This window comes from Mycobacterium sp. NGS39 (genome assembly GCF_059812765.1).
On sequence record NZ_JCALDH010000003.1, the window covers coordinates 241760 to 266973 of the forward strand.

Below are 25214 nucleotides of genomic sequence, written 5' to 3' on the forward strand. Positions count from 1 at the left end.
GAAAACCCAGATCGGCCAGTGACCGCCAAGCCGCCGGGCTGCTCCGCCTACCATGGAAGTCATGGCCACGCAGTCGCGCGCGGCAATCCACCACACTCCCGGATCGCCGCTCACCTTTGACGTTTCACGGCTTCCTCGGCGCCCCGGGTCGATGCAGCCGCTTCAACAGACCGTCTTCAGCCCGTTGCGCATCGGGCTGGACCTCATCGCGATCGTCGAGGGTGCGCCTCTGGAACTCGACCTGAAATTCGAGTCGGTATCCGAAGGCGTGTTGGTGACGGGCACCGTCAACGCGCCGACGTCGGGGGAGTGCGCGCGCTGCCTGACCGCGACCAGCGGCGACATCGAAATCCATTTCACCGAGCTTTTCGCCTACCCCGACAGCACCACCGAGGCGACCACCGCAGAAGACGAGGTCGGCCACATCGTCGACGGCACCATCGACCTCGAGCAGCCGCTGATCGACGCCGTTGGGCTGGAGCTGCCGCTGTCGCCGGTCTGCCGCGACGACTGCCCCGGGCTGTGCGCGGAGTGCGGGGTGGCACTCGCCGAGGCCGAACCGGGCCACCACCACGACCAGATCGATCCGCGATGGGCCAAACTCTCCGGGATGATGTCTGAAAAGACGCCGGATCGCCCGTGAGCCCTGCACGCGAGGAACTGATCGCTGCCCTGGGTGTCGACCTGCCCGACGACCTGCTGACACTGGCTCTGACGCACCGCAGCTACGCCTACGAGAACGGCGGCCTGCCCACCAACGAGCGGCTGGAGTTCCTCGGCGACGCGGTGCTCGGCTTGACGATCACCGACGAGCTGTTCCACCGCCACCCGGATTGCTCTGAGGCCGACCTGGCCAAATTCCGTGCCAGCATCGTCAACACGCGCGCGCTGGCCGATGTCGGCCGCGGCCTCACCGACCACGGGTTGGGTGCATACCTGCGGCTCGGCCGCGGCGAAATCAACTCCGGAGGCGCCGACAAGTCGAGCATCCTGGCCGATGCCGTCGAGTCCCTACTGGGCGCGGTCTACGTCGCCCACGGATTCGACGTCGCCCGCCAGACCGTGCTGCGATTGTTCGGCGAGCTGATCGACACCGCACCCACATTGGGCGCCGGACTGGATTGGAAGAGCAGTCTGCAAGAACTCACCGCCGCGCGCGGCTTGGGCGCACCGATTTACGCGTTGACGTCGGCCGGCCCCGAGCATCAGAAGAAGTTCACCGCGAAGGTGGTGGTTGCGGGCACTGAATACGGCGTGGGCGTCGGCCGGACCAAGAAGGAAGCCGAGCAGAAAGCCGCCGCGGCGGCGTGGAACGCGTTGGACGCGGCGTCGCTGGATGCCTGAACTGCCCGAGGTCGAAACGGTCCGGCGCGGCTTGGCTTCGCACGTCACCGGCCGCACCATCACCGCCGTTCGCGTCCACCATCCTCGTGCGGTCCGCCGCCATGAGGCCGGTCCCGCCGACTTGACCGCGCGCCTGATCGGGCAACGCATCGTCGGCACCGGCAGGCGCGGAAAGTACTTGTGGCTTAACCTCTTTGACGAAACGGCGCTCGTCGTACATCTGGGGATGAGCGGCCAGATGCTGCTCGGGCCGGTGCCCAGGACAGATCATGTGCGGATCGCCGCACTGCTTGACGACGGGACCGCGCTGAGCTTCGTCGACCAGCGCACGTTCGGCGGCTGGATGCTGGCCGAGATGGCAGACGACGTCCCGGCGCCCGTCGCCCATCTGGCCCGCGACCCGCTCGACCCGCTCTTCGACCCCGACGCGGTCGTGAAGGTGTTGCGCCGCAAGGACTCTGAGGTCAAACGCCAGCTGCTTGACCAGACCGTGGTCTCGGGCATCGGCAACATCTACGCCGACGAGGCGCTGTGGCGGGCCAAGGTGAACGGGGCGCGGGCCGCGTCGTCGTTGAGCCGGCCCAAGCTCAGGCTCGTCCTCGACTGCGCCGCCGACGTGATGCGCGACGCACTGAAAGCCGGCGGCACCTCGTTCGACGCGCTGTATGTCAACGTCAACGGCGAATCCGGCTACTTCGACCGGTCGCTGGATGCCTACGGCCGCGAAGGCAAACCGTGCCGGCGCTGCGGGGCGGTGATCCGCCGCGAGAAGTTCATGAACCGCTCGTCGTTCTACTGCCCGCGCTGCCAACCGCGGCCGCGCCGCAGCTGACGCCGAAACGGTATTCCGCGTGGCCCGCACTCGCACTTCTGCGCGGCAGTTACCGTCTCGGTGAGGAGGAAGTAGATGACGCAACTGTGGGTCGAGCGCACCGGGGTACGCCGCTACACCGGCCGCAGCTCGCGCGGCGCCGAAGTGCTGGTGGGCAGCGAGGACGTCGACGGCGTCTTCACGCCCGGTGAGCTGCTCAAGATCGCGCTGGCCGCGTGCAGCGGGATGGCTTCGGATCAGCCGCTGCGGCACAGACTCGGCGACGACTACCACGCCACCATCCGTGTCTCCGGACCGCCGGACCGCGACAAGGAGATCTACCCGCTGCTGGAGGAACGCCTCGAAGTCGACCTCTCCGGCCTCTCCGACGACGAGACGGCCCGGCTGCTGACGGTGGTGAACCGGGCCGTCGAACAGGTTTGCACGGTCGGGCGCACGCTCAAGCAAGGCACGACGGTCACCTTCGAGGTCGAGAACGTTGGCTGACGCACGGTTGACAGCCTGGGTGCACGGCCATGTGCAGGGCGTGGGCTTTCGGTGGTGGACCCGCAAACGCGCGCTCGAACTCGGCCTGACCGGCTACGCCTCGAACAAGCCCGACGGCCGCGTGCTGGTGGTGGCGCAGGGCCCGCGGGACAGATGCGAACGTCTACTGCAGCTGCTGCAAAGCGGCGACACGCCGGGCACCGTCGACAACGTGGTCGCGGACTGGACCGACGCGACAGAGCCGATGAACGGCTTCGTCGAGCGCTAGTCTCAAACCCCGTGCACCTCAAGAGTCTGACGCTGAAGGGCTTCAAGTCCTTCGCCTCGCCGACGACTCTGCGCTTCGAACCCGGCATCACCTGCGTCGTCGGCCCCAACGGATCGGGCAAGAGCAACGTCGTCGACGCGCTGAGCTGGGTGATGGGCGAGCAAGGCGCCAAGACCCTGCGCGGCGGCAAGATGGAGGACGTCATCTTCGCGGGCACCTCGTCGCGCGCGCCGCTGGGCCGCGCCGAGGTGACCGTCACCATCGACAATTCCGACAACGCCCTGCCGATCGAGTACTCCGAGGTGTCGATCACCCGGCGGATGTTTCGCGACGGCGCCAGCGAGTACGAAATCAACGGCAACTCTTGCCGTCTGATGGACATCCAAGAGCTGCTGAGCGACTCCGGCATCGGTCGCGAAATGCATGTGATCGTCGGCCAGGGCAAGCTGTCGGAAATCCTCGAGGCCCGACCCGAAGACCGCCGCGCGTTCATCGAGGAAGCCGCCGGCGTGCTCAAGCACCGCAAGCGCAAGGAGAAGGCGGTGCGCAAGCTCGACGCGATGTCGGCGAATCTCGCCCGGCTCAGCGACCTCACCACCGAACTGCGGCGCCAGCTCAAGCCGCTCGGCCGTCAAGCCGAGGTGGCCCGTCGCGCCCAGACGATCCAGGCTGACCTGCGCGACGCCCGGCTGCGCCTGGCGGCCGACGATCTCGTGACACGCCGCAACGAGTTCGCCGGCGTCGGTGATGCCGAGGCCACCCTGCGCCGCGAACACGACGAGGCGGCCGCACTGCTCGAGGCGGCCACCGTCGAACTCGCCGCCCATGAACAAGCGGTGGCCACGCTGAGCGAACGCGCCGAAGCCGCGCAGCAGACGTGGTTTCGGCTGTCCGCGCTGGCCGAGCGCGTCTCGGCGACCGTGCGCATCGCGACCGAGCGCGCCCAGTACCTCGACGAGGAGCCGCCGCGGGGCTCAGGCGTGGACCCCGACATGCTCGACGCCGAGGCCGACGAGGTGGCCGCCACCGAGTCGCGGCTGGTCGCAGAGCTCGACGAGGCCCGCGCGCGACTGCAAGAGGCGCGCACGCGGATGGCCGAAGCCGAGCGAATGGCCGCTGCCGCCGAGCAAGCCCACCTGGCCGCGGTGCGCGCCGAGGCCGACCGGCGTGAGGGCTTGGCCCGCCTCGCCGGCCAGGTCGACACGATGCGCACCCGGCTGGAGTCGATCGACGAGGCCGTGGCCCGGCTGACCGGGGCCATCGACGAAGCCGCCGCCCGGGCCCAGCAGGCGCAGGCCGAGTTCGAGACTGTGCAGGCCCGTGTCGGAGAGCTCGACCAAGGCGAAGTCGGCCTCGACGAGCAGCACGACCGCTCGGTGGCGGCATTGCGGCTCGCCGACGAACGCGTCTCCGAACTTCAAGCCGCCGAGCGCGCCGCAGAACGCCAGGTCGCCTCGCTGCGCGCTCGCATCGAGGCACTGGCGGTGGGGCTGGACCGCAAGGACGGCGCCAGCTGGATCCTTGAAAACCTCAGCGGCGCAGGGCTTTTCGGGTCGCTGGCCAACCTGGTCAAGGTGCACCACGGCTACGAGGCGGCGGTGGCGACGGTCCTGGGCGCGGCAGCCGACGCGGTGGCCGCCCAGGACGGCAAGACGGCCGCCGGCGCGGTGGCGGCGCTCAAGGAATCCGACGGCGGGCGGGCCACGATCGTTCTCGGTGACTGGCCGTCCCCCGAGGAGGCGCGGCCGATCGACCTGCCGCCGGGTGCCCAGTGGGCCATCGACCTGGTGGAAGCGCCGCAACGCTTCCGCGGCGCTGTCGCGGCGATGCTCTGCGACGTCGCCGTCGTGGACTCCCTGGATGGGGCCCTCGATCTGGTGGCGTCGCATCCGCGGCTGCGCGCAGTGACCCGAGACGGCGATCTCGTCGGCGCCGGCTGGGTGAGCGGTGGCTCCGACCGGCGCCCGAGCACGCTGGAGATCACCTCGGAGATCGAGAATGCGCGCGCCGAACTCGCGCGTGCCGAAAAGCAGGCGCACGAGCTGGGCGCGGCACTTGCCGGCGCACTGGCCGAGCAGTCCGCCCGGCAGGACGCCGCCGAGCAGGCACTGGCCGCGCTCAACGAGTCCGACGCGACGATCTCGTCGGCCTACGAGCAGCTGGGCCGGCTGGGGCAAGACGCACGCAGCGCCGAGGAGGAGTGGCGCCGGCTCACGCAGCAGCGCGCCGAGCTGGAGGCCAACCGGGCTCGCACGGTCGCGGAGCTGACCGACCTCGAGCAGCGGCTTGCCAACGCGGAGCAGATGCAAGAGCCTGTCGCCGACGATTCCGCAGAGCGGCAGGCCAGCGTGTCCGCCGCCGAGGCGGCCAGGGCGGTCGAGATCGAGGCGCGGCTGGCGGTGCGCACCGCCGAGGAACGCGTGAATGCCGTTCGGGGACGGGCGGATTCGCTGCGCCGGGCCGCGGCCGCCGAGCGCGAAGCGAGGGTGCGAGCAGAGCGTGCGCGGGAAGCGCGCCGGCACGCAGCGGCGGTGGCGGGGGCGGTCGCAGAATCCGGCCGGCAGGTGGCGTCGCGCCTGGCGCAGGTTGTCGCTGCTGCATCGCAGATCCGCGACGCGCTGGCCGCCGAGCGGACACAACGCGCGACCGCGCTGTCGCAGACCCGCACGACGGTAACCGCGCTGACCGCCAAGATCGGCACGCTGACCGAGGCGCTGCATCGCGACGAGGTGGCCAAGGCCCAAGCCGCATTGCGGATCGAGCAGCTCGAGGAACATATCCTCGAACAATTCGGCATGGCCGCCGAGGACCTCATCGCCGAGTACGGACCCGACGTGCCGCTGCCGCCCTCAGAGCTGGAGCTTGCGGAGTACGAGCAAGCCCGCGAGCGTGGCGAGCAGGTGAGCCCGCCGGCGCCGATGCCGTTCGACCGGCCCACCCAGGAGCGGCGCGCCAAGAGGGCCGAACGAGAACTGGCCGAGCTGGGCCGCGTCAACCCGCTGGCACTCGAGGAGTTCGCCGCGCTCGAAGAGCGTTACAACTTCCTGTCCACGCAGCTCGAGGACGTCAAGGCCGCGCGCAAAGACCTGCTCGACGTCGTCGCCGACGTCGACGCGCGCATCGAGTCGGTGTTCACCGAGGCCTACAACGACGTCGAGCGCGAGTTCCGGGTGGTGTTCGACGCGCTGTTCCCCGGCGGCGAAGGCCGGCTGCTGCTGACCAATCCCGACGACATGCTGACCACCGGCATCGAGGTCGAGGCGCGTCCGCCCGGCAAGAAGATCAAGCGGCTGTCGCTGCTGTCCGGCGGTGAGAAGTCGCTGGCCGCGATCGCCATGCTGGTGGCCATCTTCCGCGCGCGTCCCTCGCCGTTCTACGTGATGGACGAGGTCGAGGCCGCGCTGGACGACGCGAACCTGCGCCGGCTGATCGCGCTGTTCGATCAGCTGCGGTCGCAGTCGCAGCTGATCGTGATCACACACCAGAAGCCGACGATGGAAGTCGCCGACGCGCTGTATGGCGTGACCATGCGCGACGACGGCATTACGCAGGTGATTTCGCAGCGCCTCCGCGGGCAGGAGATCCCGGCGGGGCGGGAGCGCAGCGACCGGGCGGAATCCGTGGTCTCGGCGCGTTAGGTTTCCGGACGCTCCAGATCGAGCGCCCGCAGACCCGCCAAATCGCTTGCGCCGCAACCGTGTAGACAGATTCGCAGCTCGTCGACGAAGCGTGTCAACCACTCCAGCGCAGCCGAGGTCGACGCGATCGCCGGCGCCAACAGCGGTCGTGCCACCGCAACCACGTCAGCTCCCAATGCCAGCGCCTTGGCGGCGTCCATGCCGGTGCGGATGCCGCCCGACGCCACCAGGGGAATGTCGGGCAGTGCCCGTCGCACCTCCAGGATCGCGTCCGCCGTCGGCACGCCCCAGTCGGCGAGTTCCGGGTGACGCAACTCGCCGTACCGGACGTACTGCTCCACCCGCGACCACGATGTCCCGCCCGCGCCGGCGACGTCGATGGCCGCGACAGGCAGCTCGCCGGGTGCCCGCAGCAATTCGGCGACCGCCGCCGCGCCGAGGCCGTGGCCGACTTCTTTGAGCAGAATCGGATACCCGAGCGCTGCCGAGACATCGCGCAGCCGGTTCACCGAGCCGGAAAAGTCGGTGTCGCCGCCGGTTTGCATCGCCTCCTGCAGCGGATTGGTGTGGACGGCCAACGCGTCGGCGCCCACCCGGTCCAGGGCTTTGACCAGATCCGGCAGCGTCGACTTGGTCAGTTGGGCAAGCCCGATGTTGCCGATCAGCAGAACGTCGGGCGCGACGTCACGGACGTCGAAGCTCGCGGCGGCCCGCTCGCCCAGCGCGCTGTCCAGCATGATCCGCTGCGAGCCGAGCATCATCCCGATGCCGAGCTCCGCAGCGGCCGCGGCCAGATTGCGATTGATGGTCCCGGACAGCTCGGCGCCGCCGGTCATGGCGCCGACCAGCACCGGTGCACGCAGCGAGGCCCCGAGGAAGCCGGCCGACAGGTCGATTTGGCTGAGGCTGGTCTGCGTCAACGCGTTGTAGGGCAGCCGGTAGCGCTCGAGTCCGGTGGTCAGGCTGCCGTTGTCGACGTCCTCGGTCAGGCAGACGTCGATGTGCCTGCGCTTGCGTCCGGCCATCCCAGCAGAAGTCATCGCCGCGTGCCCTTGGTTGAATGGCCGGGTGGGAGAAGGTCTGTGGATAGCACTCGCTGTCGTCGCCGTTCTGCTGGTCGCCGCGCTGGTGGTGGGGCTGCTGCTGTACCGGCGCCGACGTATCACATTGTCACGTCCAGACACTGCCACACAGATCGACCGCTCCGGCGGCTATACCGCAGCATCGGGGATCACGTTCACCGAATCGTCAGCGACTGACCTCAAGGACCGCGCGACCCCCAGGCCCACGGTCGAGGAGGTCATACCGCCGCAGCCGCTCGTCGAGCCACCGGTCGAAAAACCTGCACCGGCTCCCGTCGTAGAACCGGTCGAAGCTCCCCCTGCGCCGCCTTTCGCCGAAGAGCCGGTAGCGCCGCCCGAGCTGGAGACCATCGCCCCTACCGAGGGCCGGCTGGAGCGGTTGCGCGGGCGACTTTCCAAGTCCCAGAACGCAATTGGTCGCAGCATGCTCGGTCTTCTGGGAGGCGGCGACCTCGACGAGGACTCGTGGCAGGACGTCGAGGACACCCTGCTGGTCGCCGATCTCGGACCGACCGTCACCGAGTCGGTGGTGTCGTCGCTGCGGTCGCGGTTGGCCAGCAGCACCGTGCGCACCGAGGCCGACGCCAAGGCGGTGCTGCGCGAAGTGCTGATCAGCGAGCTGCGTCCAGAACTGGACCGCTCGATCAAGGCGCTGCCGCATGCCGACGCGCCGTCGGTGCTGCTGGTGGTCGGCGTCAACGGCACCGGGAAGACCACCACCGTCGGCAAGTTGGCGCGGGTGCTGGTGGCCGACGGCAGACGTGTGGTGCTCGGCGCCGCCGACACGTTCCGCGCTGCGGCGGCCGACCAGTTGCAGACGTGGGCGTCACGGGTCGGCGCGCATGTGGTCCGCGGCGCCGAGGGTGCCGACCCGGCGTCGGTGGCGTTCGACGCGGTGGACGCGGGCATCAAGGACGGCGCGGACGTCGTCGTCATCGACACCGCAGGGCGGCTGCACACGAAGACCGGGCTCATGGACGAGCTCGGCAAGGTCAAGCGGGTGGTCAGCCGCCGGGCTCATGTCGACGAGGTGCTCCTGGTGCTGGACGCGACCATCGGTCAGAACGGGTTGGCCCAGGCCCGGGTGTTCGCCGACGTCGTCGACATCACCGGCGTCGTGCTGACCAAACTCGACGGCACAGCCAAGGGCGGCATCGTGTTTCGGGTGCAGCAGGAATTGGGCGTGCCGGTGAAACTGGTCGGGCTCGGCGAAGGGCCCGACGATCTGGCGCCGTTCGAGCCGGCAGCTTTCGTCGACGCGCTACTGGGCTGACGCGCCCGCTTCGTCCGTCCCGGCGCAGGCCGCGTAACACCGCGGAAACCGCGACCGTCCATCCGTTCACACGAGCGAAACACCGCAGCGTCCTCGACGAAACAACCACTGCGCATTGTCTGAAACCGACGGTCGGATTCCCTGGCGGCCAGCCGGGTCGCAGGGCTTCGACAAAGGAGGAAGCTGCGAGTGGCTGATTTCCCGCTAACGGGTGTGCCGGACGCCGGTGACACCGCTTGGATGCTGGCCAGTTCGGCGCTTGTCTTGTTGATGACGCCCGGGCTGGCCTTCTTCTACGGCGGCATGGTGCGCGCCAGGGGCGTGCTCAACATGATCATGATGAGCATCAGCGCGATGGGCGTCGTCACCGTGCTGTGGGTTCTCTACGGCTACTCGCTGGCGTTCGGAAACGACGTCGGCAACCTGTTCGGCAGCCCGTCGACGTTCTGGGGCCTGCACGGGCTCATCGGCGCGAATGCCACCGCGCCCGATGCCGCCGGCGCCGGCGGGGTGCCCATTCCGCTTGCGGGGACCATTCCGCAGACCGTGTTCGTGGCCTTCCAGCTGATGTTCGCGATCATCACCGTGGCGCTGGTGTCCGGTGCCGTAGCCGATCGCCTGAAATTCAGCGGCTGGCTGCTCTTCGCGGCTCTGTGGTCGACGATCGTGTATTTCCCGGTGGCGCACTGGGTGTTCGACTTCGACGTCAAGGACCAGGCCGGCGACATCGTCCACCACGGCGGGTGGATCGCAAACAAGTTGCAGGCCATCGACTTCGCCGGTGGCACCGCGGTGCACATCAACGCCGGTGCGGCCGGCCTGATGCTGGCGATCGTCCTGGGCAGGCGCCGCGGCTGGCCCGGCACGCCGATGCGACCGCACAACCTGCCGTTCGTGATGCTCGGCGCCGGGCTGCTGTGGTTCGGCTGGTACGGGTTCAACGCCGGTTCAGCATTGTCCTCAGGCGGCCTTGCCGGCTCCACGTTCGTCACCACCACCATCGCCACCGCCACCGCGATGCTCGCCTGGTTGCTCACCGAGCGCATCCGCGACGGCAAGGCGACGTCGCTGGGCGCCGCGTCGGGGATCGTGGCCGGCCTCGTCGCGATCACGCCGTCCTGTTCGTCGGTGAACGTCTTGGGCGCCATCGTGGTCGGCCTGTGCGCAGGCGTGCTCTGCGCTTTGGCCGTCGGCTTGAAATTCAGGCTGGGGTTCGACGATTCGCTCGACGTCGTCGGTGTGCACCTGGTCGGCGGCCTGGTCGGCACCCTTCTTGTCGGCTTCCTGCTGGCGCCGGAATCAGGAGCCGCCGCGGCGGTCGGTCGCACCGGCTTGTTCTACGGTGGTGGCTGGGACCAGCTGTGGCGTCAGGCAGTGGGTGCTTTCTCGGTTATGGCGTTCTCCGCGATCGGGGCGGCTATCTTGGCGTTGATCGTGAAGTACACGATCGGTCTGCGCATCAACGAAGAGGATGAAGTGAACGGTATCGATGAGGCCGAACATGCCGAAACCGCATACGATTTCGCCAGCCTCGGCACAGGCTCTGCGTTGAGTGCCGCTGGCGTGGGCGGCAGTTCGATCATCGGGCGTCACGGGGCGGAGGTTTAGGACACATGAAGCTGATCACCGCGATCGTCAAGCCGTTCACTCTCGAGGACGTCAAAACCGGTTTGGAACAGACCGGAATTCTCGGCATGACGGTGAGCGAGGTGCAGGGCTACGGCAGGCAAAAGGGCCACACCGAGGTATACCGCGGCGCTGAATACTCCGTCGACTTCGTTCCCAAGGTGCGCGTCGAAGTGCTTGTCGACGACTCGGCCGTCGACAAGGTCGTGGACATCATCGTGCAGGCGGCACGCACCGGCAAGATCGGCGACGGCAAAGTGTGGGTGAGCCCCGTCGAAACGGTGGTCCGGGTGCGCACAGGGGAGCGGGGCGCCGACGCGCTGTGAGTGGATGACACCGCACACGCCTGATCCCGCTGCCGAAACACCCCAGCCTTCGGCAGCGGGATCACCCCGCCCCGCAAAGGATTTGGTCGCTGCTACGCAGCAGCTCTTGGCCGGCGGACCGCGCCACCTCGACTCCGCCGCACTGCGCGACGCGCTCTCCGACTTACACGAGTTCTGGCTGAGCACCAAGGCAACCGAAATCGGTATCACCGACACGAGCGGCTTCGCGATCGTGGCTACCGGCGGCCTCGGCCGTCGTGAACTGCTTCCGTATTCGGATCTCGATCTGATGCTGCTGCACGACAACATGCCTGCCGATGACGTCAGCAGGGTCGCCGATCAACTGTGGTATCCGTTGTGGGACGCCAACATTCGCATCGACCACAGCGTGCGCACGGTAGCCGAGGCCCTCCACGTGGCCGGCGACGATATCTCGGCCGGGTTGGCGATGCTCGAGGCGCGCCACATCGCCGGCGACGCCGAGTTGTCGAATCTGCTCGTCGGCGGCGCACGACGACAGTGGCGCACCGGAATCCGTTCTCGTTTCGAGGAACTCGTCGAGCACACGCATGCGCGCTGGCAACGCTTCGGTCAGATCGCACACCGCGCCGAGCCCGACCTCAAAAGCGGCCGCGGGGGACTGCGCGACGTGCAGTTGCTGAATGCGCTGGCAATCGCACAGCTGGCCGACCACTTTTCGAGCCGAAACTCGGACAGTCCCAGCGGTTCACTGGCCGGGGCGCATCTGGCGCTGCTCAATGTCCGCACCGAGCTGCACCGGGTGTCGGGGCGAGGCCGCGACCTGCTGCTGGCTCAGTACGCCGACGAAATCGGTGCGGCGCTGCGCATCGGTGACCGCTTCGACCTGGCCCGCATGCTCAGCGACGCGGCCCGCACCGTCAGCTACTACGTCGACGCCGGATTGCGCACAGCGGGAAACGCATTGCCTCGGAGGGGACTTGCGGCATTGCGGCGGCCGGTGCGTCGCCCGCTCGACGAAGGCGTGGTGGAGTTCGCCGGCGAGGTGGTGCTGGCTCGCGACGCCCGCCCGGAACGCGACCCGGGACTGATCCTGCGCGTCGCAGCCGCCTCGGCCACCACCGGGCTGCCGCTGGCCGGTTCGACGCTGAGCCGGCTGGCCGACGCGGCCCCCGAGTTGCGGACTCCGTGGCCACGCGAGGCGCTGAACGACCTCTTGGTGTTGCTCGCCGCCGGGCCCACCGCAGTGGCCACCATCGAGGCACTGGACCGGACTGGCTTGTGGGGCAGGCTTTTTCCAGAGTGGGGAGCTGTGCGCGACTTGCCGCCTCGCGACATCGTGCACACCTGGACGGTCGACCGGCACCTCGTCGAAACCGTCTCGAGGGCAAGCGCTTTCACCACCCGGGTGTCGCGCCCGGATCTTCTGTTGCTCGGTGCGCTGCTGCACGACATCGGCAAAGGCCGCGGCGGAGACCACAGTGTGATCGGTGCCGAGCTGGCCACCCAGATCGGAACCCGGCTGGGACTGTGGCCGTCGGACGTGGAGGTCTTGTCGAAGATTGTGCGCTTCCACCTGCTGCTGCCCAGCACGGCCACTCGCCGCGACCTGCAGGACCCCGACACCATCACCTTCGTGGTCGACCGGCTCGACGGCGACCCGCTGCTGCTCGAGCTGTTACACGTTCTCGCCGAGGCGGACTCGCTGGCCACCGGACCGGGTGTCTGGGGCGACTGGAAGGCGCTGTTGATCGGAGACCTGGTACGCCGATGCCGCACGGTGATGGCAGGCGAGCCGCTGCCGCACGCGGATCCTGTTGAGCAGCAATACGTTTCGCTTGCAGCCGACGGCAAGGTGCACGTCGAGCTGAGACCCGGCGACGGCGATCACATCTTCCAGGTGACCATGGTGGCGCCCGACCGCCGGGGTCTGCTGTCCAAGGAAGCCGGTGTGCTGGCGCTGAACTCGCTGAGTGTGCATTCGGCGTCGGTGAACAGCCACGAGGGCTCGGCGATCAACACGTTCGTCGTCTCACCGCACTTCGGCGCACCCCCGGCGGCGGAACTGCTGCGTCAGCAACTCATCCAGGCGCTCGACGGCGATCTGGACGTGATCGGTGCGCTGGAACAGCGCCACCACGAGGCCACCCGGTACGGGACGGGCCGGGCCGGCGAGGCGCTGGCCGCGGTGCCCGCCAACCAGGTGCCGGCACCTCCGCGGATCCTGTGGCACGACGGCAGCACACCCGGTCAGCTGCTGGTGGAGATCCGCTCCACCGACCGGGCCGGCCTGCTGGCTGTGCTCACGCGCGTATTCGAAAAGGCAGGCGTCGACATCGCGTGGGCCAAGGTGACCACCCTGGGCTCGTCGGTGGACGACGTATTCGGCGTGGTGGCGCCGCCCCTGGTCGGCGGGGATGTCGACGGTCTGCGGCAGGCGCTGGAACGAGAGCTGCTGGCCGTGCTGCCGGCTCCGCCGCCGCAGAAGCCGGCGGAGCACGCCAGCTAGGCTGGCCAACGTGTTCGAAACCCTGTCAGACCGGTTGACCGGTGCTCTGCAGAACCTGCGCGGCAAAGGCCGGTTGTCCGACGCCGACATCGACGCCACCACCCGCGAGATCAGACTGGCACTGCTGGAGGCGGACGTCTCGCTGCCGGTCGTGCGCGCGTTCGTCGCACGCATCAAAGAGCGCGCCAAGGGTGCGGAGGTCTCCGCCGCACTGAACCCGGCCCAGCAGGTCGTCAAGATCGTCAACGAGGAATTGATCGCGATCCTCGGGGGCGAAACCCGCCGGCTGGCCTTCGCCAAGACGCCGCCCACGGTGATCATGCTGGCCGGCCTGCAAGGCTCCGGTAAGACCACGCTGGCGGGCAAACTTGCGAAATGGCTTAAGGGACAAGGCCACACGCCTTTGCTGGTGGCGTGCGACCTGCAGCGGCCAGGCGCGGTCAATCAGCTCAAGATCGTCGGCGAGCGGGCCGGAGTGCAGGTGTTCGCACCGCACCCCGGCACCTCGGTGGAAGGCGCGGCGCAGGCCGGTCCGGGCGACCCGGTGGCGGTCGCGGCGGCAGGGCTGGCCGAGGCCAAGGCCAAGCTTTTCGACGTGGTGATCGTCGACACCGCAGGCCGCCTCGGCATCGACGAGGAGCTGATGGCGCAGGCTGCTGCCATCCGCGACGCCGTCGACCCCGACGAAGTGCTGTTCGTGCTCGACGCGATGGTGGGCCAGGACGCCGTCGCCACGGCTGAGGCGTTCCGCGAGGGGGTCGGCTTCACCGGCGTGGTGTTGACCAAACTCGACGGCGATGCCCGCGGCGGCGCGGCGCTGTCGGTTCGCGAGGTCACCGGCGTGCCGATTCTTTTTGCGTCCACCGGTGAGAAGCTCGAGGACTTCGACGTCTTCCACCCCGACCGGATGGCCAGCCGGATCCTGGGCATGGGCGATGTGCTCAGCCTGATCGAGCAGGCCGAGCAGGTCTTCGACGCCCAGCAGGCCGAAGCCGCAGCCGCCAAGATCGGCGCTGGCGAGCTGACGCTCGAGGACTTCCTCGAACAGATGCTCGCGATCCGCAAGATGGGTCCGATCGGCAACCTTCTCGGCATGCTGCCCGGAGCCGGCCAGATGAAAGAGGCGCTGGCCGCCGTCGACGACAAACAGCTGGACCGAGTGCAGGCGATCATCCGCGGCATGACACCCGAGGAACGGGCCGACCCGAAGATCATCAACGCGTCACGGCGGCTGCGGATCGCCAACGGCTCGGGCGTCACCGTGGCCGAGGTCAACCAGCTGGTGGACCGCTTCTTCGAGGCACGCAAGGTGATGTCGCAGATGGCCGGCCAGATGGGCATGCCGGGCTTCGGGCGCAAGAGCTCCCGAAAGGCCAAGGGCGGCAAGGGAAAGAAGGGCAAGAAGGGACGGGGTCCCACTCCGCCGAAGGTCCGCAACCCGTTGGGCATGCCGGCGGGCTTCCCCGACCTGTCGCAGATGCCGCCCGGACTTGACGAATTGCCGCCTGCCTTGGCGGATTTGGACCTGTCGAAGCTGAACTTCCCCGGCAAGAAGTGACGCCACGCCTGCATGTGCGGGGGCGCGGCCTGCCCGACGGCGAGCCCGTCGAGTGGTGGATTGTCAACGGGGAGTTGAGCGCTGAGCCGGTAGCGGACGCGGACAACGTGTTCGACGGCGGCTGGATTCTGCCCGGACTCGTCGACGCGCACTGCCATGTCGGGATCGGCGCCGACGGACCCGCCGATCTCGACGAGGCGATCATGCAGGCGCAGACCGAACGCGGCGTCGGCGCGCTGCTGCTGCGTGACTGCGGCTCGCCGCTCGACACCCGCAGCCTCGACGACCACGCCGACTTGCCGCGCATCATCCGCGCCGGGCGCCACCTCGCTAGGCCCAAGCGGTACAGCCGCGGACTGGCGCTCGATCTCGAGGACGAGACGCAGCTGCCGGAAGCCGTTGTGGCACAGGCCCGTCGGGGCGATGGCTGGGTGAAACTGGTCGGTGATTGGATCGACAGATCGATCGGCGATTTGGCGCCGCTGTGGTCCGACGACGTGCTGCGAGAGGCGATCGATGCCGCCCATGCGGTGGGGGTCCGGGTCACTGCGCATGTGTTCGGCGAGGATGCGCTGCCTGGGCTGGTCAACGCGGGAATCGACTGCATCGAACACGGCACGGGGATCACCGACGACGTGATCGACGCGATGGTCTCGCACGGCACGGCGCTGGTGCCGACGCTGATCAACATCGACAACTTTCCCGGAATCGCCGACGGTGCAAGCAAATACCCGGTGTACGCCAAGCACATGCGTGACCTCTACGCGACCAGCCGCCAGCGGGTGGCGGCCGCCCGGGAGGCCGGTGTGCCAATCTACGCGGGCACCGATGCGGGATCGATGGTGGCCCACGGGCGGATCGCCGACGAGATCGACGCGCTCAAGGGCATCGGGATGAATGCGACGGACGCGCTCGGTGCGGGCTGTTGGGATGCGCGGCGGTGGCTGGGCCGGCCGGCACTCGAGAACGGCGCGTCAGCGGACTTGATCTGCTTCAGCGAGGATCCGCGCACGGGCGCGGCCGTGCTGGGTGCACCTGACGTGGTGATCCTGCGAGGACGGGTCTTCGCTTAGAGCGGGCCGATCCCGCTCTGCGGGCTCTGCGCGAAACCCCAGTCGAACAGGCTCATTGCCTGATCCCAGTAGGTGGGGCCGCCCTCTCTGACCAGTCCGTACATCAGCGAGATCACCAGACGGCGGCCGTTGCGCTCGGCGGCCGCGACGTAAGTCTTGCGGGCCGCGTTGGTGAAGCCGGTCTTGCCGCCAAGCGTGCCGGGGTAGCGCTGCAGCAGCTGGTTTTCGTTGACAATCTGCACGGGGCCGTTGTCACCGGGGAACATCGCCGACGGTTGGGCGGTGATCATCGCGAACACCGGATTGGCCATGGCCGCACGGAAGATGATGGCGAGGTCGCGCGGCGTGGTCCAGCCGGAACCGCCCGGGCCGTCGAGTCCCGACGGGGTGGCGGCATGGGTGGCGGTGGCGCCGATCGCGGCGGCTTTGGCGTTCATCTTGGCCACTGCGGTGTCGAAGCCGCCCAGCATGTCGGCCAGCGTGTTGGCGGCGTCGTTGCCCGATACCAGCAGAATCGCGTCGAGCAGCTGGCGCGCGGTGTAGGTGCGGCCTGGCTTGATGCCGACACAGTTGCATTCCACGTCAGTGTCGGCGACGGTCGCGGTGACGGTATTGCCGAGGCCCACTTCGTCGAGAGCGGTCAGTGCCAGCAGCGTCTTGATGGTGCTGGCCGGTGGATGGGGCACGTCGATGTCGCGGCCGGCGAGCACCTGACCGGAGTCCATGTCCGCGACAATCCAGGCCGGTGCCGGACCGGTTGGGACGACGGCGTTGCCGGGCGGTTGGACGTCGGTGTCGGCTCGGGCGACCGGTGCCGCGAAGGCCAAGAAGGCGACCAGGAGGGCTGCGAACCATCGAGCCGATGAGCGCTTGCGCCAAGAGCAAACAGTCATGCCGCGTGAGCCTATCGTGTTCAATCAACTGCCATGTTGAGCTTGCAGGAGATCTCTGACCGGCTGGAAATCCAGCAGCTGCTGATCGACTACTCGACGGCGATCGACCAGCGGCGGTTCGACGACCTCGATCGGGTGTTCACGCCTGATGCGCACATCGACTACAGCGCGTTCGGCGGAATCGTGGGCAGCTATCCCGAGGTGAAGGCATGGCTTGCGGATGTACTGCCGACCTTTCCGTCGTACGCGCACATGCTGGGCAACATCGACATCCGAATAGACGGCGACACCGCGACGTCGAGGACCATCTGCTTCAACCCGATGGTGCTTGCGGGCGAGCAGAAGCAGGTGATGTTCTGCGGGCTTTGGTATGTCGACGAGTTCGTCCGCACCTCCGAGGGATGGCGCATGAGCCGCCGGGTCGAGGAGAAGTGCTTCGACAAGGTGGTCTAGAGGGCGGCCAGAGCAGTAATTCACGCCTCGGAGGTTCGGTCTCGCCGGTAGTCGTCCAAGGTGTAGGTCCGGCCCGCTTGGCGTCTGCGCTCGGCTTCTTCGATGGCATGCTGGCGTTCGTTCGCAGGAGCGTGCACCAGGTGACGGTAGAGCTCGTTGTCGACGGCGTACACGCCCGGAACGGGCTCACGTAGGTGGCGGCGGTAGACGTCGTCGGCGTAGGCCAGGGGATCGTCGCCCGCATTTTGCCGCCGCATGAATTCTTGGCCGAGTCTCTGTAACGCTTCGCTTCTGCTGCGCCCCGACACCGACCAGTCAGCACCTGGATACGACGCCCTCCACCCGTCGTCGTCCGCCTCGAGCTGCGGTTCCATATGAAAGGCGTAGCGGCGCAACTCATCTTCGGCTTCCCACGACGATGTGCTCATCCCGTGCCTTTCTCGTCCGCAGTCGAAGTCGATGACCTGCTGGGTGCCGGCGGACGACTTCTTGCGAGTCGGGGCAATGGGCACGAACGACTCGCTGGGCCGTCGGCCTTCTTTGATGTCCCCGGTTGGTCCGTTGGGGCCGATCTCGAAGTAGCGGTGGGAGGGTCATAGGGTGCGTTCAGTACCGGGTCAGCGATCGAATCAGCCATCTCAACCGCACTTTAAAACGCCGCGCCGACATTTGCCGACGATCCAGCAGAGCGACGTTCATAGGTTCGCGTGTGTCGCTGAGTGTGCGGATTCGTACGCCGCGACGGCGTGTCGGGTACGAAACCGCACACTCGCCGATTTCGCCCCCTGAGCAGCGGTCTGGCACAATAGGCGGCTGGTCAGACCCACGCGAGGCAAAACCGGATCCGGCAACCGCCTGGCATCGCTGAATTGCCGCGTGACACCTACAGGAGTATCCGCATGGCTGTGAAGATCAAGCTCACCCGGCTTGGCAAGATCCGCAATCCCCAGTACCGCATCGCCGTCGCCGACGCGCGCACCCGCCGCGACGGCCGCGCCATCGAGATCATCGGCCGGTATCACCCCAAGGAAGACCCGAGCCTCATCGAGATCAACTCCGAGCGTGCGCAGTACTGGCTGTCGGTCGGTGCCCAGCCCACCGAGCCGGTGCTCAAGCTGCTGAAGATCACCGGCGATTGGCAGAAGTTCAAGGGCCTGCCCGGCGCGGAGGGCACGCTGAAGGTCGCCCCGCCCAAGCCCAGCAAGCTCGAGCTGTTCAACGCTGCGCTCGCCGAGGCGGAGGGCGGTCCGACCACCGAGGCCACCACGCCGAAGAAGAAGTCGCCCGCGAAGGTCGGAGCCGCGAAGGCGGCGACATCAAGCAAGGCCACCAAGAAGGCCGCCGACAAGGCGGAAGACCAGCCGGCGGAGCAGGCTTCCGAACCTGCCGCCGAGTCCGCCAGCACAGAGAGCTAAGCGATGAGCTCTGTGGTCGTCGATGCCGTCGAGCATCTCGTCCGCGGCATCGTGGACAACCCCGACGACGTCCGCGTCGATATGGTGACCAACCGCCGTGGTCGCACCGTCGAAGTGCATGTGCACCCCGACGACCTCGGCAAGGTCATCGGACGCGGCGGGCGCACAGCAACTGCGCTGCGCACCCTCGTCGCCGGCATCGGCGGCCGGGGGATCCGCGTCGACGTGGTGGACACCGACCGATAGCTGTGGAGCTCGTCGTCGGGCGGGTGGTCAAGGCGCACGGTGTCACCGGTGAGCTCGTCGTCGACGTGCGCACCGACGATCCGGACAGCCGCTTCGCGGTAGGCGCCACCCTGCGGGGCCGGGCTCCGAAGAGCGCGACAGAAGCCCTCTACACGGTCGAGTCGGTCCGTCCGCACGGCACCCGTTTGCTGGTCCGGCTAGCCGGGATCGCCGACCGCGACGCCGCCGACGCGATGCGCGGGGTCGTATTCGTCATCGACTCGGCCGACCTGCCGCCGATCGACGACCCCGACGAGTTCTACGACCACCAGCTCGAGGGTCTTCGCGTCCGCACTGTGGACGGGCGTCCAGTCGGCGCGGTCACCGAGGTGCTGCACACCGCGGCCGGCGAACTGCTGGCGATCCGCCGCGACGACGGCAGCGAACTGCTTGTACCGTTCGTCACGGCGATCGTCACATCGGTTTCGTTGTCCGACAGGCTGATCCAGATCGACCCGCCGGACGGTCTGCTGGAGTTGACCTAGCCGTGCGCATAGACGTCGTCACCATCTTCCCGCAGTACCTTGACCCGTTGCGGCAATCGTTGCCCGGCAAGGCAATCGAGGCCGGCATCGTGGATCTGCGGGTGCACGATCTGCGGAAGTGGACTCACGACGTGCACCACTCGGTCGACGACGCGCCCTATGGCGGTGGCCCGGGAATGGTGATGAAAGCGCCGGTCTGGGGCGAGGCTCTCGACGAAGTCTGTTCGGCAGAAACGCTTTTGGTGGTCCCGACGCCGGCGGGTGTGCCGTTCCGCCAGGCCGACGCCGAGCGCTACAGCGCTGAGCCGCATCTGGTGTTCGCGTGCGGCCGCTACGAGGGCATCGATCAGCGCGTGATCGACGATGCCGCCCGGCGGATGCGCGTGGAGGAAGTGTCGATCGGCGACTACGTGCTTCCCGGCGGTGAGTCGGCAGCGCTGGTCATGATCGAGGCGGTGGTTCGGCTGCTGCCGCAGGTCCTCGGTAATCCCGAATCACACCAACAGGATTCGTATTCCGACGGCCTGCTCGAAGGGCCGGCCTACACCCGTCCGGCCAGTTGGCGCGGACTCGACGTGCCGGACGTCCTGCTATCCGGCGACCATGCCCGCATCGCTGCGTGGCGGCGGGAGATGTCGTTGCGCCGCACGGCCGAACGCCGCCCCGACCTGTTGGACTGACGGGCAGCCCGTCGGCGCCGAGACGGAAACTACCGCAGAGAAGTGCGAGAGCGCGCCACGCGGAATACCGTTTCGGCGTCTGACGCGGGGCCTACGCCAGCGCTCAGATCCGTCCGTTCGGGAACATCGTCTTGACGGCTTGGGTGATCGTGTTGCGTGCGGTCAGGTCGTCGCTGGGCTGCAGCGATCCGATCGCCATCGCGTACCGGTGGTCGGCCCCGATTACGCCCGTGGACAAATGCATCCAATTAGGACCGTTCCAACAGCACATCCAGCCCTGCTTCACCGCGACCGGCGTGGCATACAGGCCGTCGGGGATGCCGAACCGCTGCGAATAGCCGTCGACGCCCGTCGGCGTGGACTGCGCGAGGTTGGACACGATGATGTCGGCCAGCTCGACAGGCAGTCCGCCGCTGCCGTCCAAAAGCATGTCGTAGTAGCGGACGATGTCGTTGGCGGTGCTCAACGTGTTGAACCAGCGCCCGTCATAGGGGGTCGTCGTCGCGGTCAGGCCGTAGCGCTGCACGACGCGAGAGATCACCGCGCTGCCGCCGCTGCGGTTCCAGAACTCCTCGGCGGCGTTGTCGTCAGACGAGCGCAGCATGACCTCGAGCGCCGCGCGATCGGCGGGCGTTAGTTGGGTCTGCCCCCTGGCTACTTGTGCCAGCAGGTCGTCGGCGATGAACACCTTGGCCACCGAGGCGATGGGCATCGGCGAATCGTCGCCGTTGGACACCGTCTTTCCGGTGGTGCGATCGACCACCGCGACCGAGATCTCCGCACCGCTCTCGGTGGCCTGCAGCGTGGCCTGCTGCACGCGCGCTTCCAGCCCGTCGAAGGCGGCGGCGGACACCACCTCGGCGGGAGCGCCGGGAGCCGGGATGTGCGTGGCAAGGGCGGTGAACCCGTTGTGGTTCCGGTGAATCCCGGTGACGCCGCGCTCTTTGGCGACGCACGCTGCGATCAGCACGGCAGACACCAGCACCGCAGTCGTCGTCCTCAGAACCGACCGCGGCCGCCGCATGTCTCTCCTCAATCAATTGATTTGGTGTGGAACGGTCCGACCGCACCGCCGTCCGTTGATGCACCAGCCTATCGAGTTTGTCGACCCCTCGGGCCGTTACGCCGCGCCGCCGCTCGCGGTGTGTCGGACGCGATTTCCGCCGGTGCGGGCGATCTGGCACAATTGACCAGTTGTCTGCGCGCTGGGAGATCGTTCCCGCGGCGCAGAGATCACGACGTCAAACCTGACGGGGCTGCGTTTCCCGCGCCCCTGCCGCGACCGCGAGGAAGATTTCGATATGAACACGCTGGACTTCGTCGACCAGGCATCGCTGCGTGACGACATCCCGGCTTTCAACCCCGGCGACACGGTCAACGTGCACGTCAAGGTCATCGAGGGATCCAAGGAGCGGATTCAGGTGTTCAAAGGCGTGGTGATTCGCCGGCAGGGTGGCGGCATCCGGGAAACGTTCACGGTCCGCAAGGAGAGCTACGGCGTGGGCGTCGAGCGCACCTTCCCGGTGCACTCGCCGAACATCGACCACATCGAGGTCCTCACGCGTGGCGATGTGCGTCGCGCGAAGCTGTACTACCTGCGGGAACGTCGCGGCAAGAAGGCCAAGATCAAGGAGCGGCGCTGACCGCCGGGGCTCTCTCGCCCCTGATGCGTGCGTGGCTACGCTGATCCCGTGACGGACAAAACCGAATCGACAGATGCGCCGCAGGAGCGTCCGCTGACCGCGGAAGCCGAGTCCGACGCCAAAGCCGACGCGAAGAAGTCGAAAGGCAAGAAGTCCGCACTGAAAGAGGGCGCGATCCTGCTCGTGATCGCGGTGGGCCTCTACTACCTGATGCTGACGTTCATCGCACGGCCGTATCTGATCCCGTCGGAATCGATGGAGCCGACGCTGCACGGCTGCTCCGGCTGCACCGGTGACCGGGTGATGGTCGACAAGCTGACCTACCGGTTCAGTACCCCCAAGCCCGGCGATGTGATCGTCTTCAAGGGGCCACCGAATTGGAACGTCGGCTACAAGTCGATCCGGTCCACGAATCCGCCCGTGCGATGGGTGCAGAACGCCCTGTCGTTCGTCGGGTTCGTGCCGCCCGACGAGAACGACTTGGTCAAGCGCGTGATCGCGGTAGGCGGCCAGACCGTGGAATGCCGCAACGACACTGGTCTGACCGTCAACGGCAAGCCGCTGAACCAGCCCTTCTTGGATGCGAAGACCATGGGTGTCGAGGGTCTCGATCCGGCGTTGTACCGCTGTTTGGGGCCCGAGTTCGGACCCGTCAACGTGCCGCAAGGGCGGCTGTGGGTGATGGGTGACAACCGCACCCATTCGGCGGACTCCCGAGCGCACTGCACGAGCACGCCAGCGGACCTTCAACGCCGGATCCTGTGCACGGGAGACCCCACTGCGGGCACTATTCCGATCGACAATGTCATCGGCAAGGCGAGGTTCATCGCCTGGCCGCCGTCGCGATGGGGTGGAGTTAGTTCGGTGGACGTTCAGCAACAGCAGTAGGTAGCAGCGATGGGCACTCGCTGGCCGCCACGCGCGGTCGTTCGCAAGTCGTCGGGTCTTCGCACGCTGGAGTCGGCGCTGCACAACAGCGGTCTGGGTCCGGTGGCCGGCGTCGACGAAGTCGGCCGAGGAGCGTGCGCCGGGCCGCTGGTGATCGCAGCGTGCATACTCGGGCCGAACCGTTTGAAGAGCCTGGCCGCCCTCGACGACTCGAAGAAGCTGACCGAGAAGGCCCGTGAGGCGCTATATCCGCTGATCCGCCGCTACGCGCTGGCCTACCACGTGGTGTTCGTGCATTCGCAAGAGGTGGATCGGCGCGGCGTGCACGTCGCCAACATCGAAGGCATGCGCCGCGCGGTGGCCGGGCTGCCGGTGCGCCCCGGTTACGTGCTGTCCGACGGCTTCCGGGTGCCGGGGTTACCCATGCCCTCGCTGCCGGTGATCGGGGGCGATGCGGCGGCAGCGTGCATTGCCGCGGCCAGCGTCTTGGCGAAGGTCAGCAGGGACCGCTGGATGGTCGCCAAGGACGCCGAGTACCCGGGTTACGGCTTCGCCGAGCACAAGGGCTACTGCACGTCGGCCCACGCCGCAGCATTGTCACGGCTCGGGCCGTGCGACATACACCGCTATTCGTTCATCAACGTGCGCAGGTCGGTCGTCGAGTTCGTGATGCCGGAGGAGCGCGTGGAGCAGGCGTGAGAGAAAATACGGAAATAGTGAGCAAAGGACAGCCGGGTAGATGAGTGCCGAAGATCTCGAAAAATACGAAACCGAGATGGAGCTCTCGCTCTACCGCGAATACAAGGACATCGTCGGCCAGTTCAGCTACGTGGTGGAAACCGAGCGACGGTTTTACCTGGCCAACAGCGTCGAATTGATTCCCCGCAACGCCGACGGGGAGGTCTATTTCGAACTGCGCCTCGCCGACGCCTGGGTGTGGGACATGTACCGGCCGGCTCGCTTCGTCAAGCAGGTGCGGGTGATCACGTTCAAGGACGTCAACATCGAAGAGGTGGAAAAGCCCGAGCTGCGGCTGCCGGATTGAGCCTGCGGCTCGTCAGTGCATTTCGAGCGGCTGTCCGTAAGTCGTGACACTGTCGCCGTCTTTCGACGTCAGCCGCGCATAAGGGCGCAGCGTTACGCCACCTGCCGCCCCGGTCACCGAGCCGTGTGCACCGGCAACCGCCACGGCGCCGTCGGCTCCCGAGACGTCGACGCTGAAGGTGGAGATTTCGCGCAACCCGGGGCCGTTTCCCAGGTCGATGCTGATGCCGAGGCCGGGAATGAACGGTGGCGTGGTGATCAGCAGCTGCGGCACAGGCGCCACTTCCGTCTGGTCGAAGTTCAGATTGGGCGTGGTGTAGCTGAAGTTGATGCCGCTGCCCAGTTCCCACGGAAAGGCGACCTGATACCCCAATTCCAATGTGCCCTGGAAGTTTTCGGCATCGTCACCGGTCACGTGGTAGACGGCACGGCCGTTTTCGAACCACTCGCGGGTCAGCGGATTGCTGTCCAACGGCGACACACTGTTGATCAACACATCCCACTGCTGGATGTTCAACGTCCGGCCATGACCGTCGACCACACTCAGCTCGTTGTCCATCGCAGCTTGCGTCGTGGCTGCACCGACGGTCATCGCGGTGGTGACCGCGGCCACCACCGAGACCAATAACCGGGTGACGCCCTTCATCTTCTCCTCGGCTTGAAAACAGGCCGTCGCAACGAGCCGACCGGTCGAATTAATGCCTGCGGCGCGGAGACATTGGTACTGCGTGGGTTTCCTTGTTTCGAAAGATAACCGCGGCAAACAAGCTTGGGCAATAGCTCGTGATATTTGCTGGCCGAACTGTCGCGAAGTTGTTGCCATTCGGCGCCCGTGTCGTGACAGCATTCAACAGCTGATTTGAAGACCTGTGTGCTATGAGCGAAATCAGCTGTGTCGCAATATATCCCAGCGCACCTTATCGTGCGCTGCGCGTCACCCTGGCGAGAGCCCCAGACGAGTGGTCGCAAGCACCGGCGAAATTTGCTTGTGCCGTATCGGCGGAAATGGCACTCACCGCGTCAAGCCATGCTCGGCCAGCCACTTGGTGCCACGGCGTTTCGACGCGCGCGAAAGCCACGCGTCCTGGATCAGTTCGGCGAGTTCGTCGCGAGAGATGCGAGGCAATTGCGACGCGCGCACCAAGACGGACAGGTGGCCGTCGAAGTGGCTGGTGGTAAAGAACGGGCTCTGCGGATCCTGCACCAGGGCTTGTTTGTCCGCGTCGGAGCCCACCCAGATGACGATGACGTCGGAATACGGTTCGCCGGTCGCGGGGTCTCGCGCATCGGGCCGCGGATTACGAAAGAACACGAACGACTTTCCGCCTACCTGATAGATCGCATTGCCCTTCGGGCCCTCGAGGCGCGTCGTGTGCGGCATCGCTGCAGCGATCTCATGCACGTCATCGACCTTGGCCGGGCGTTTCGCCATGC

The 25214-nt window shown here is 67.3% G+C and carries 27 protein-coding genes; 21 read left to right on the forward strand and 6 right to left on the reverse strand.

Going from position 1 to position 25214, the window contains the following annotated elements; all coding sequences use genetic code 11:
• Nucleotides 1-61 precede the first annotated feature (61 nt).
• The 6 genes from AC5Y39_RS05835 to smc all read left to right on the forward strand — a co-directional run bounded on the left by AC5Y39_RS05835 (nucleotide 62) and on the right by smc (nucleotide 6568).
• Nucleotides 62-643, forward strand: coding sequence for a YceD family protein (locus AC5Y39_RS05835; RefSeq protein ID WP_500016305.1), 582 nt, complete (start codon nucleotides 62-64; stop codon nucleotides 641-643).
• Complete coding sequence (rnc, locus tag AC5Y39_RS05840; RefSeq protein WP_500016306.1) at nucleotides 640-1344, forward strand: ribonuclease III; 705 nt, start codon at nucleotides 640-642, stop codon at nucleotides 1342-1344. The genes AC5Y39_RS05835 and rnc overlap by 4 nt, the downstream gene beginning before the upstream one ends.
• A complete protein-coding gene (gene mutM, locus AC5Y39_RS05845; protein WP_500016307.1) occupies nucleotides 1337-2176 on the forward strand; it encodes a DNA-formamidopyrimidine glycosylase in 840 nt (279 codons plus the stop codon). Before rnc ends, mutM begins: the two co-directional genes overlap by 8 nt.
• Nucleotides 2177-2251: 75 nt before the next feature.
• On the forward strand, nucleotides 2252-2662 hold the full coding sequence (locus AC5Y39_RS05850) for an OsmC family protein (RefSeq protein ID WP_500016308.1): 411 nt from the start codon (nucleotides 2252-2254) through the stop codon (nucleotides 2660-2662).
• Complete coding sequence (locus tag AC5Y39_RS05855; RefSeq protein WP_500016309.1) at nucleotides 2655-2930, forward strand: acylphosphatase; 276 nt, start codon at nucleotides 2655-2657, stop codon at nucleotides 2928-2930. The genes AC5Y39_RS05850 and AC5Y39_RS05855 overlap by 8 nt, the downstream gene beginning before the upstream one ends.
• Before the next feature lie 11 nt (nucleotides 2931-2941).
• Nucleotides 2942-6568, forward strand: a complete 3627-nt coding sequence (gene smc / locus AC5Y39_RS05860; RefSeq protein WP_500016310.1) for a chromosome segregation protein SMC — start codon at nucleotides 2942-2944, stop codon at nucleotides 6566-6568.
• On the opposite strand, the gene fni is transcribed toward smc, so the two are convergent.
• Nucleotides 6565-7608, reverse strand: coding sequence for a type 2 isopentenyl-diphosphate Delta-isomerase (gene fni / locus AC5Y39_RS05865; RefSeq protein WP_500016311.1), 1044 nt, complete (start codon nucleotides 7606-7608; stop codon nucleotides 6565-6567). The genes smc and fni overlap by 4 nt on opposite strands.
• A gap of 28 nt (nucleotides 7609-7636) precedes the next feature.
• On the opposite strand from fni, the gene ftsY reads away from it, so the two are divergent.
• The 6 genes from ftsY (at nucleotide 7637) to AC5Y39_RS05895 (ending at nucleotide 15994) form a co-directional block, all read left to right on the forward strand.
• Entirely contained in the window at nucleotides 7637-8923 is a 1287-nt protein-coding gene (ftsY, locus tag AC5Y39_RS05870) for a signal recognition particle-docking protein FtsY (protein ID WP_500016312.1), read from the forward strand.
• 189 nt (nucleotides 8924-9112) lie between these two features.
• Entirely contained in the window at nucleotides 9113-10531 is a 1419-nt protein-coding gene (locus tag AC5Y39_RS05875; protein WP_500016313.1) for an ammonium transporter, read from the forward strand.
• 5 nt (nucleotides 10532-10536) lie between these two features.
• The gene (locus tag AC5Y39_RS05880; protein ID WP_499908049.1) at nucleotides 10537-10875 is read left to right on the forward strand and encodes a P-II family nitrogen regulator; all 339 of its coding nucleotides are present in this window, start codon (nucleotides 10537-10539) and stop codon (nucleotides 10873-10875) included.
• 4 nt (nucleotides 10876-10879) lie between these two features.
• Nucleotides 10880-13363, forward strand: a complete 2484-nt coding sequence (locus AC5Y39_RS05885; protein WP_500016314.1) for a [protein-PII] uridylyltransferase — start codon at nucleotides 10880-10882, stop codon at nucleotides 13361-13363.
• Nucleotides 13364-13373: 10 nt separating this feature from the next.
• Entirely contained in the window at nucleotides 13374-14921 is a 1548-nt protein-coding gene (gene ffh, locus AC5Y39_RS05890; RefSeq protein ID WP_500016315.1) for a signal recognition particle protein, read from the forward strand.
• Nucleotides 14918-15994, forward strand: coding sequence for an amidohydrolase family protein (locus AC5Y39_RS05895; RefSeq protein ID WP_500016316.1), 1077 nt, complete (start codon nucleotides 14918-14920; stop codon nucleotides 15992-15994). The genes ffh and AC5Y39_RS05895 overlap by 4 nt, the downstream gene beginning before the upstream one ends.
• On the opposite strand, the gene AC5Y39_RS05900 is transcribed toward AC5Y39_RS05895, so the two are convergent.
• Nucleotides 15991-16887 carry a D-alanyl-D-alanine carboxypeptidase family protein gene (locus AC5Y39_RS05900; RefSeq protein WP_500016317.1) on the reverse strand — a complete coding sequence of 299 codons (897 nt, stop codon included), beginning with the start codon at nucleotides 16885-16887 and terminating at the stop codon, nucleotides 15991-15993. The two genes, AC5Y39_RS05895 and AC5Y39_RS05900, sit on opposite strands and share 4 nt — an antisense overlap.
• Nucleotides 16888-16920: 33 nt before the next feature.
• Between AC5Y39_RS05900 and AC5Y39_RS05905 the strand changes: the two genes are divergently transcribed.
• Entirely contained in the window at nucleotides 16921-17340 is a 420-nt protein-coding gene (locus AC5Y39_RS05905; RefSeq protein WP_500016318.1) for a nuclear transport factor 2 family protein, read from the forward strand.
• Nucleotides 17341-17360: 20 nt separating this feature from the next.
• Here AC5Y39_RS05905 and AC5Y39_RS05910 read toward each other — a convergent pair whose 3' ends face one another.
• Nucleotides 17361-17852, reverse strand: coding sequence for a hypothetical protein (locus tag AC5Y39_RS05910; protein WP_500016319.1), 492 nt, complete (start codon nucleotides 17850-17852; stop codon nucleotides 17361-17363).
• A gap of 387 nt (nucleotides 17853-18239) precedes the next feature.
• Between AC5Y39_RS05910 and rpsP the strand changes: the two genes are divergently transcribed.
• From rpsP to trmD, 4 genes are read left to right on the forward strand one after another with little or no spacing between them, the layout of a single operon-like run.
• Complete coding sequence (gene rpsP, locus AC5Y39_RS05915; RefSeq protein ID WP_500016320.1) at nucleotides 18240-18755, forward strand: 30S ribosomal protein S16; 516 nt, start codon at nucleotides 18240-18242, stop codon at nucleotides 18753-18755.
• 3 nt (nucleotides 18756-18758) lie between these two features.
• Nucleotides 18759-19001 carry an RNA-binding protein gene (locus tag AC5Y39_RS05920; RefSeq protein WP_098004435.1) on the forward strand — a complete coding sequence of 81 codons (243 nt, stop codon included), beginning with the start codon at nucleotides 18759-18761 and terminating at the stop codon, nucleotides 18999-19001.
• Nucleotides 19002-19003: 2 nt separating this feature from the next.
• A complete protein-coding gene (gene rimM / locus AC5Y39_RS05925) occupies nucleotides 19004-19525 on the forward strand; it encodes a ribosome maturation factor RimM (RefSeq protein WP_500048190.1) in 522 nt (173 codons plus the stop codon).
• Between the two features lie 2 nt (nucleotides 19526-19527).
• On the forward strand, nucleotides 19528-20205 hold the full coding sequence (trmD, locus tag AC5Y39_RS05930; protein WP_500016322.1) for a tRNA (guanosine(37)-N1)-methyltransferase TrmD: 678 nt from the start codon (nucleotides 19528-19530) through the stop codon (nucleotides 20203-20205).
• A gap of 103 nt (nucleotides 20206-20308) precedes the next feature.
• Here the strand turns inward: trmD and AC5Y39_RS05935 are convergent, their stop codons facing one another.
• Complete coding sequence (locus tag AC5Y39_RS05935) at nucleotides 20309-21229, reverse strand: serine hydrolase (protein WP_500016323.1); 921 nt, start codon at nucleotides 21227-21229, stop codon at nucleotides 20309-20311.
• Between the two features lie 277 nt (nucleotides 21230-21506).
• Here AC5Y39_RS05935 and rplS point away from each other — a divergent pair, with 277 nt between their 5' ends.
• The 4 genes from rplS to AC5Y39_RS05955 all read left to right on the forward strand — a co-directional run bounded on the left by rplS (nucleotide 21507) and on the right by AC5Y39_RS05955 (nucleotide 23781).
• Nucleotides 21507-21848: a 50S ribosomal protein L19 gene (rplS, locus tag AC5Y39_RS05940; protein ID WP_499910181.1), complete on the forward strand. Its 342-nt coding sequence runs from the start codon at nucleotides 21507-21509 to the stop codon at nucleotides 21846-21848.
• A 93-nt stretch (nucleotides 21849-21941) separates the two neighbouring features.
• Nucleotides 21942-22736 carry a signal peptidase I gene (gene lepB / locus AC5Y39_RS05945; protein WP_500016483.1) on the forward strand — a complete coding sequence of 265 codons (795 nt, stop codon included), beginning with the start codon at nucleotides 21942-21944 and terminating at the stop codon, nucleotides 22734-22736.
• Nucleotides 22737-22745: 9 nt separating this feature from the next.
• Entirely contained in the window at nucleotides 22746-23435 is a 690-nt protein-coding gene (locus AC5Y39_RS05950) for a ribonuclease HII (protein ID WP_500016324.1), read from the forward strand.
• Nucleotides 23436-23475: 40 nt separating this feature from the next.
• Nucleotides 23476-23781 carry a DUF2469 domain-containing protein gene (locus AC5Y39_RS05955; protein WP_499910185.1) on the forward strand — a complete coding sequence of 102 codons (306 nt, stop codon included), beginning with the start codon at nucleotides 23476-23478 and terminating at the stop codon, nucleotides 23779-23781.
• Nucleotides 23782-23793: 12 nt separating this feature from the next.
• Here AC5Y39_RS05955 and mspA read toward each other — a convergent pair whose 3' ends face one another.
• Both mspA and AC5Y39_RS05965 read right to left on the reverse strand, forming a co-directional pair.
• Nucleotides 23794-24426 (reverse strand): porin MspA, encoded by a 633-nt coding sequence (mspA, locus tag AC5Y39_RS05960; protein ID WP_500016325.1) that lies wholly within the window; start codon nucleotides 24424-24426, stop codon nucleotides 23794-23796.
• Between the two features lie 366 nt (nucleotides 24427-24792).
• A complete protein-coding gene (locus tag AC5Y39_RS05965; protein WP_500016326.1) occupies nucleotides 24793-25212 on the reverse strand; it encodes an MmcQ/YjbR family DNA-binding protein in 420 nt (139 codons plus the stop codon).
• Between the last annotated feature and the right edge of the window lie 2 nt (nucleotides 25213-25214).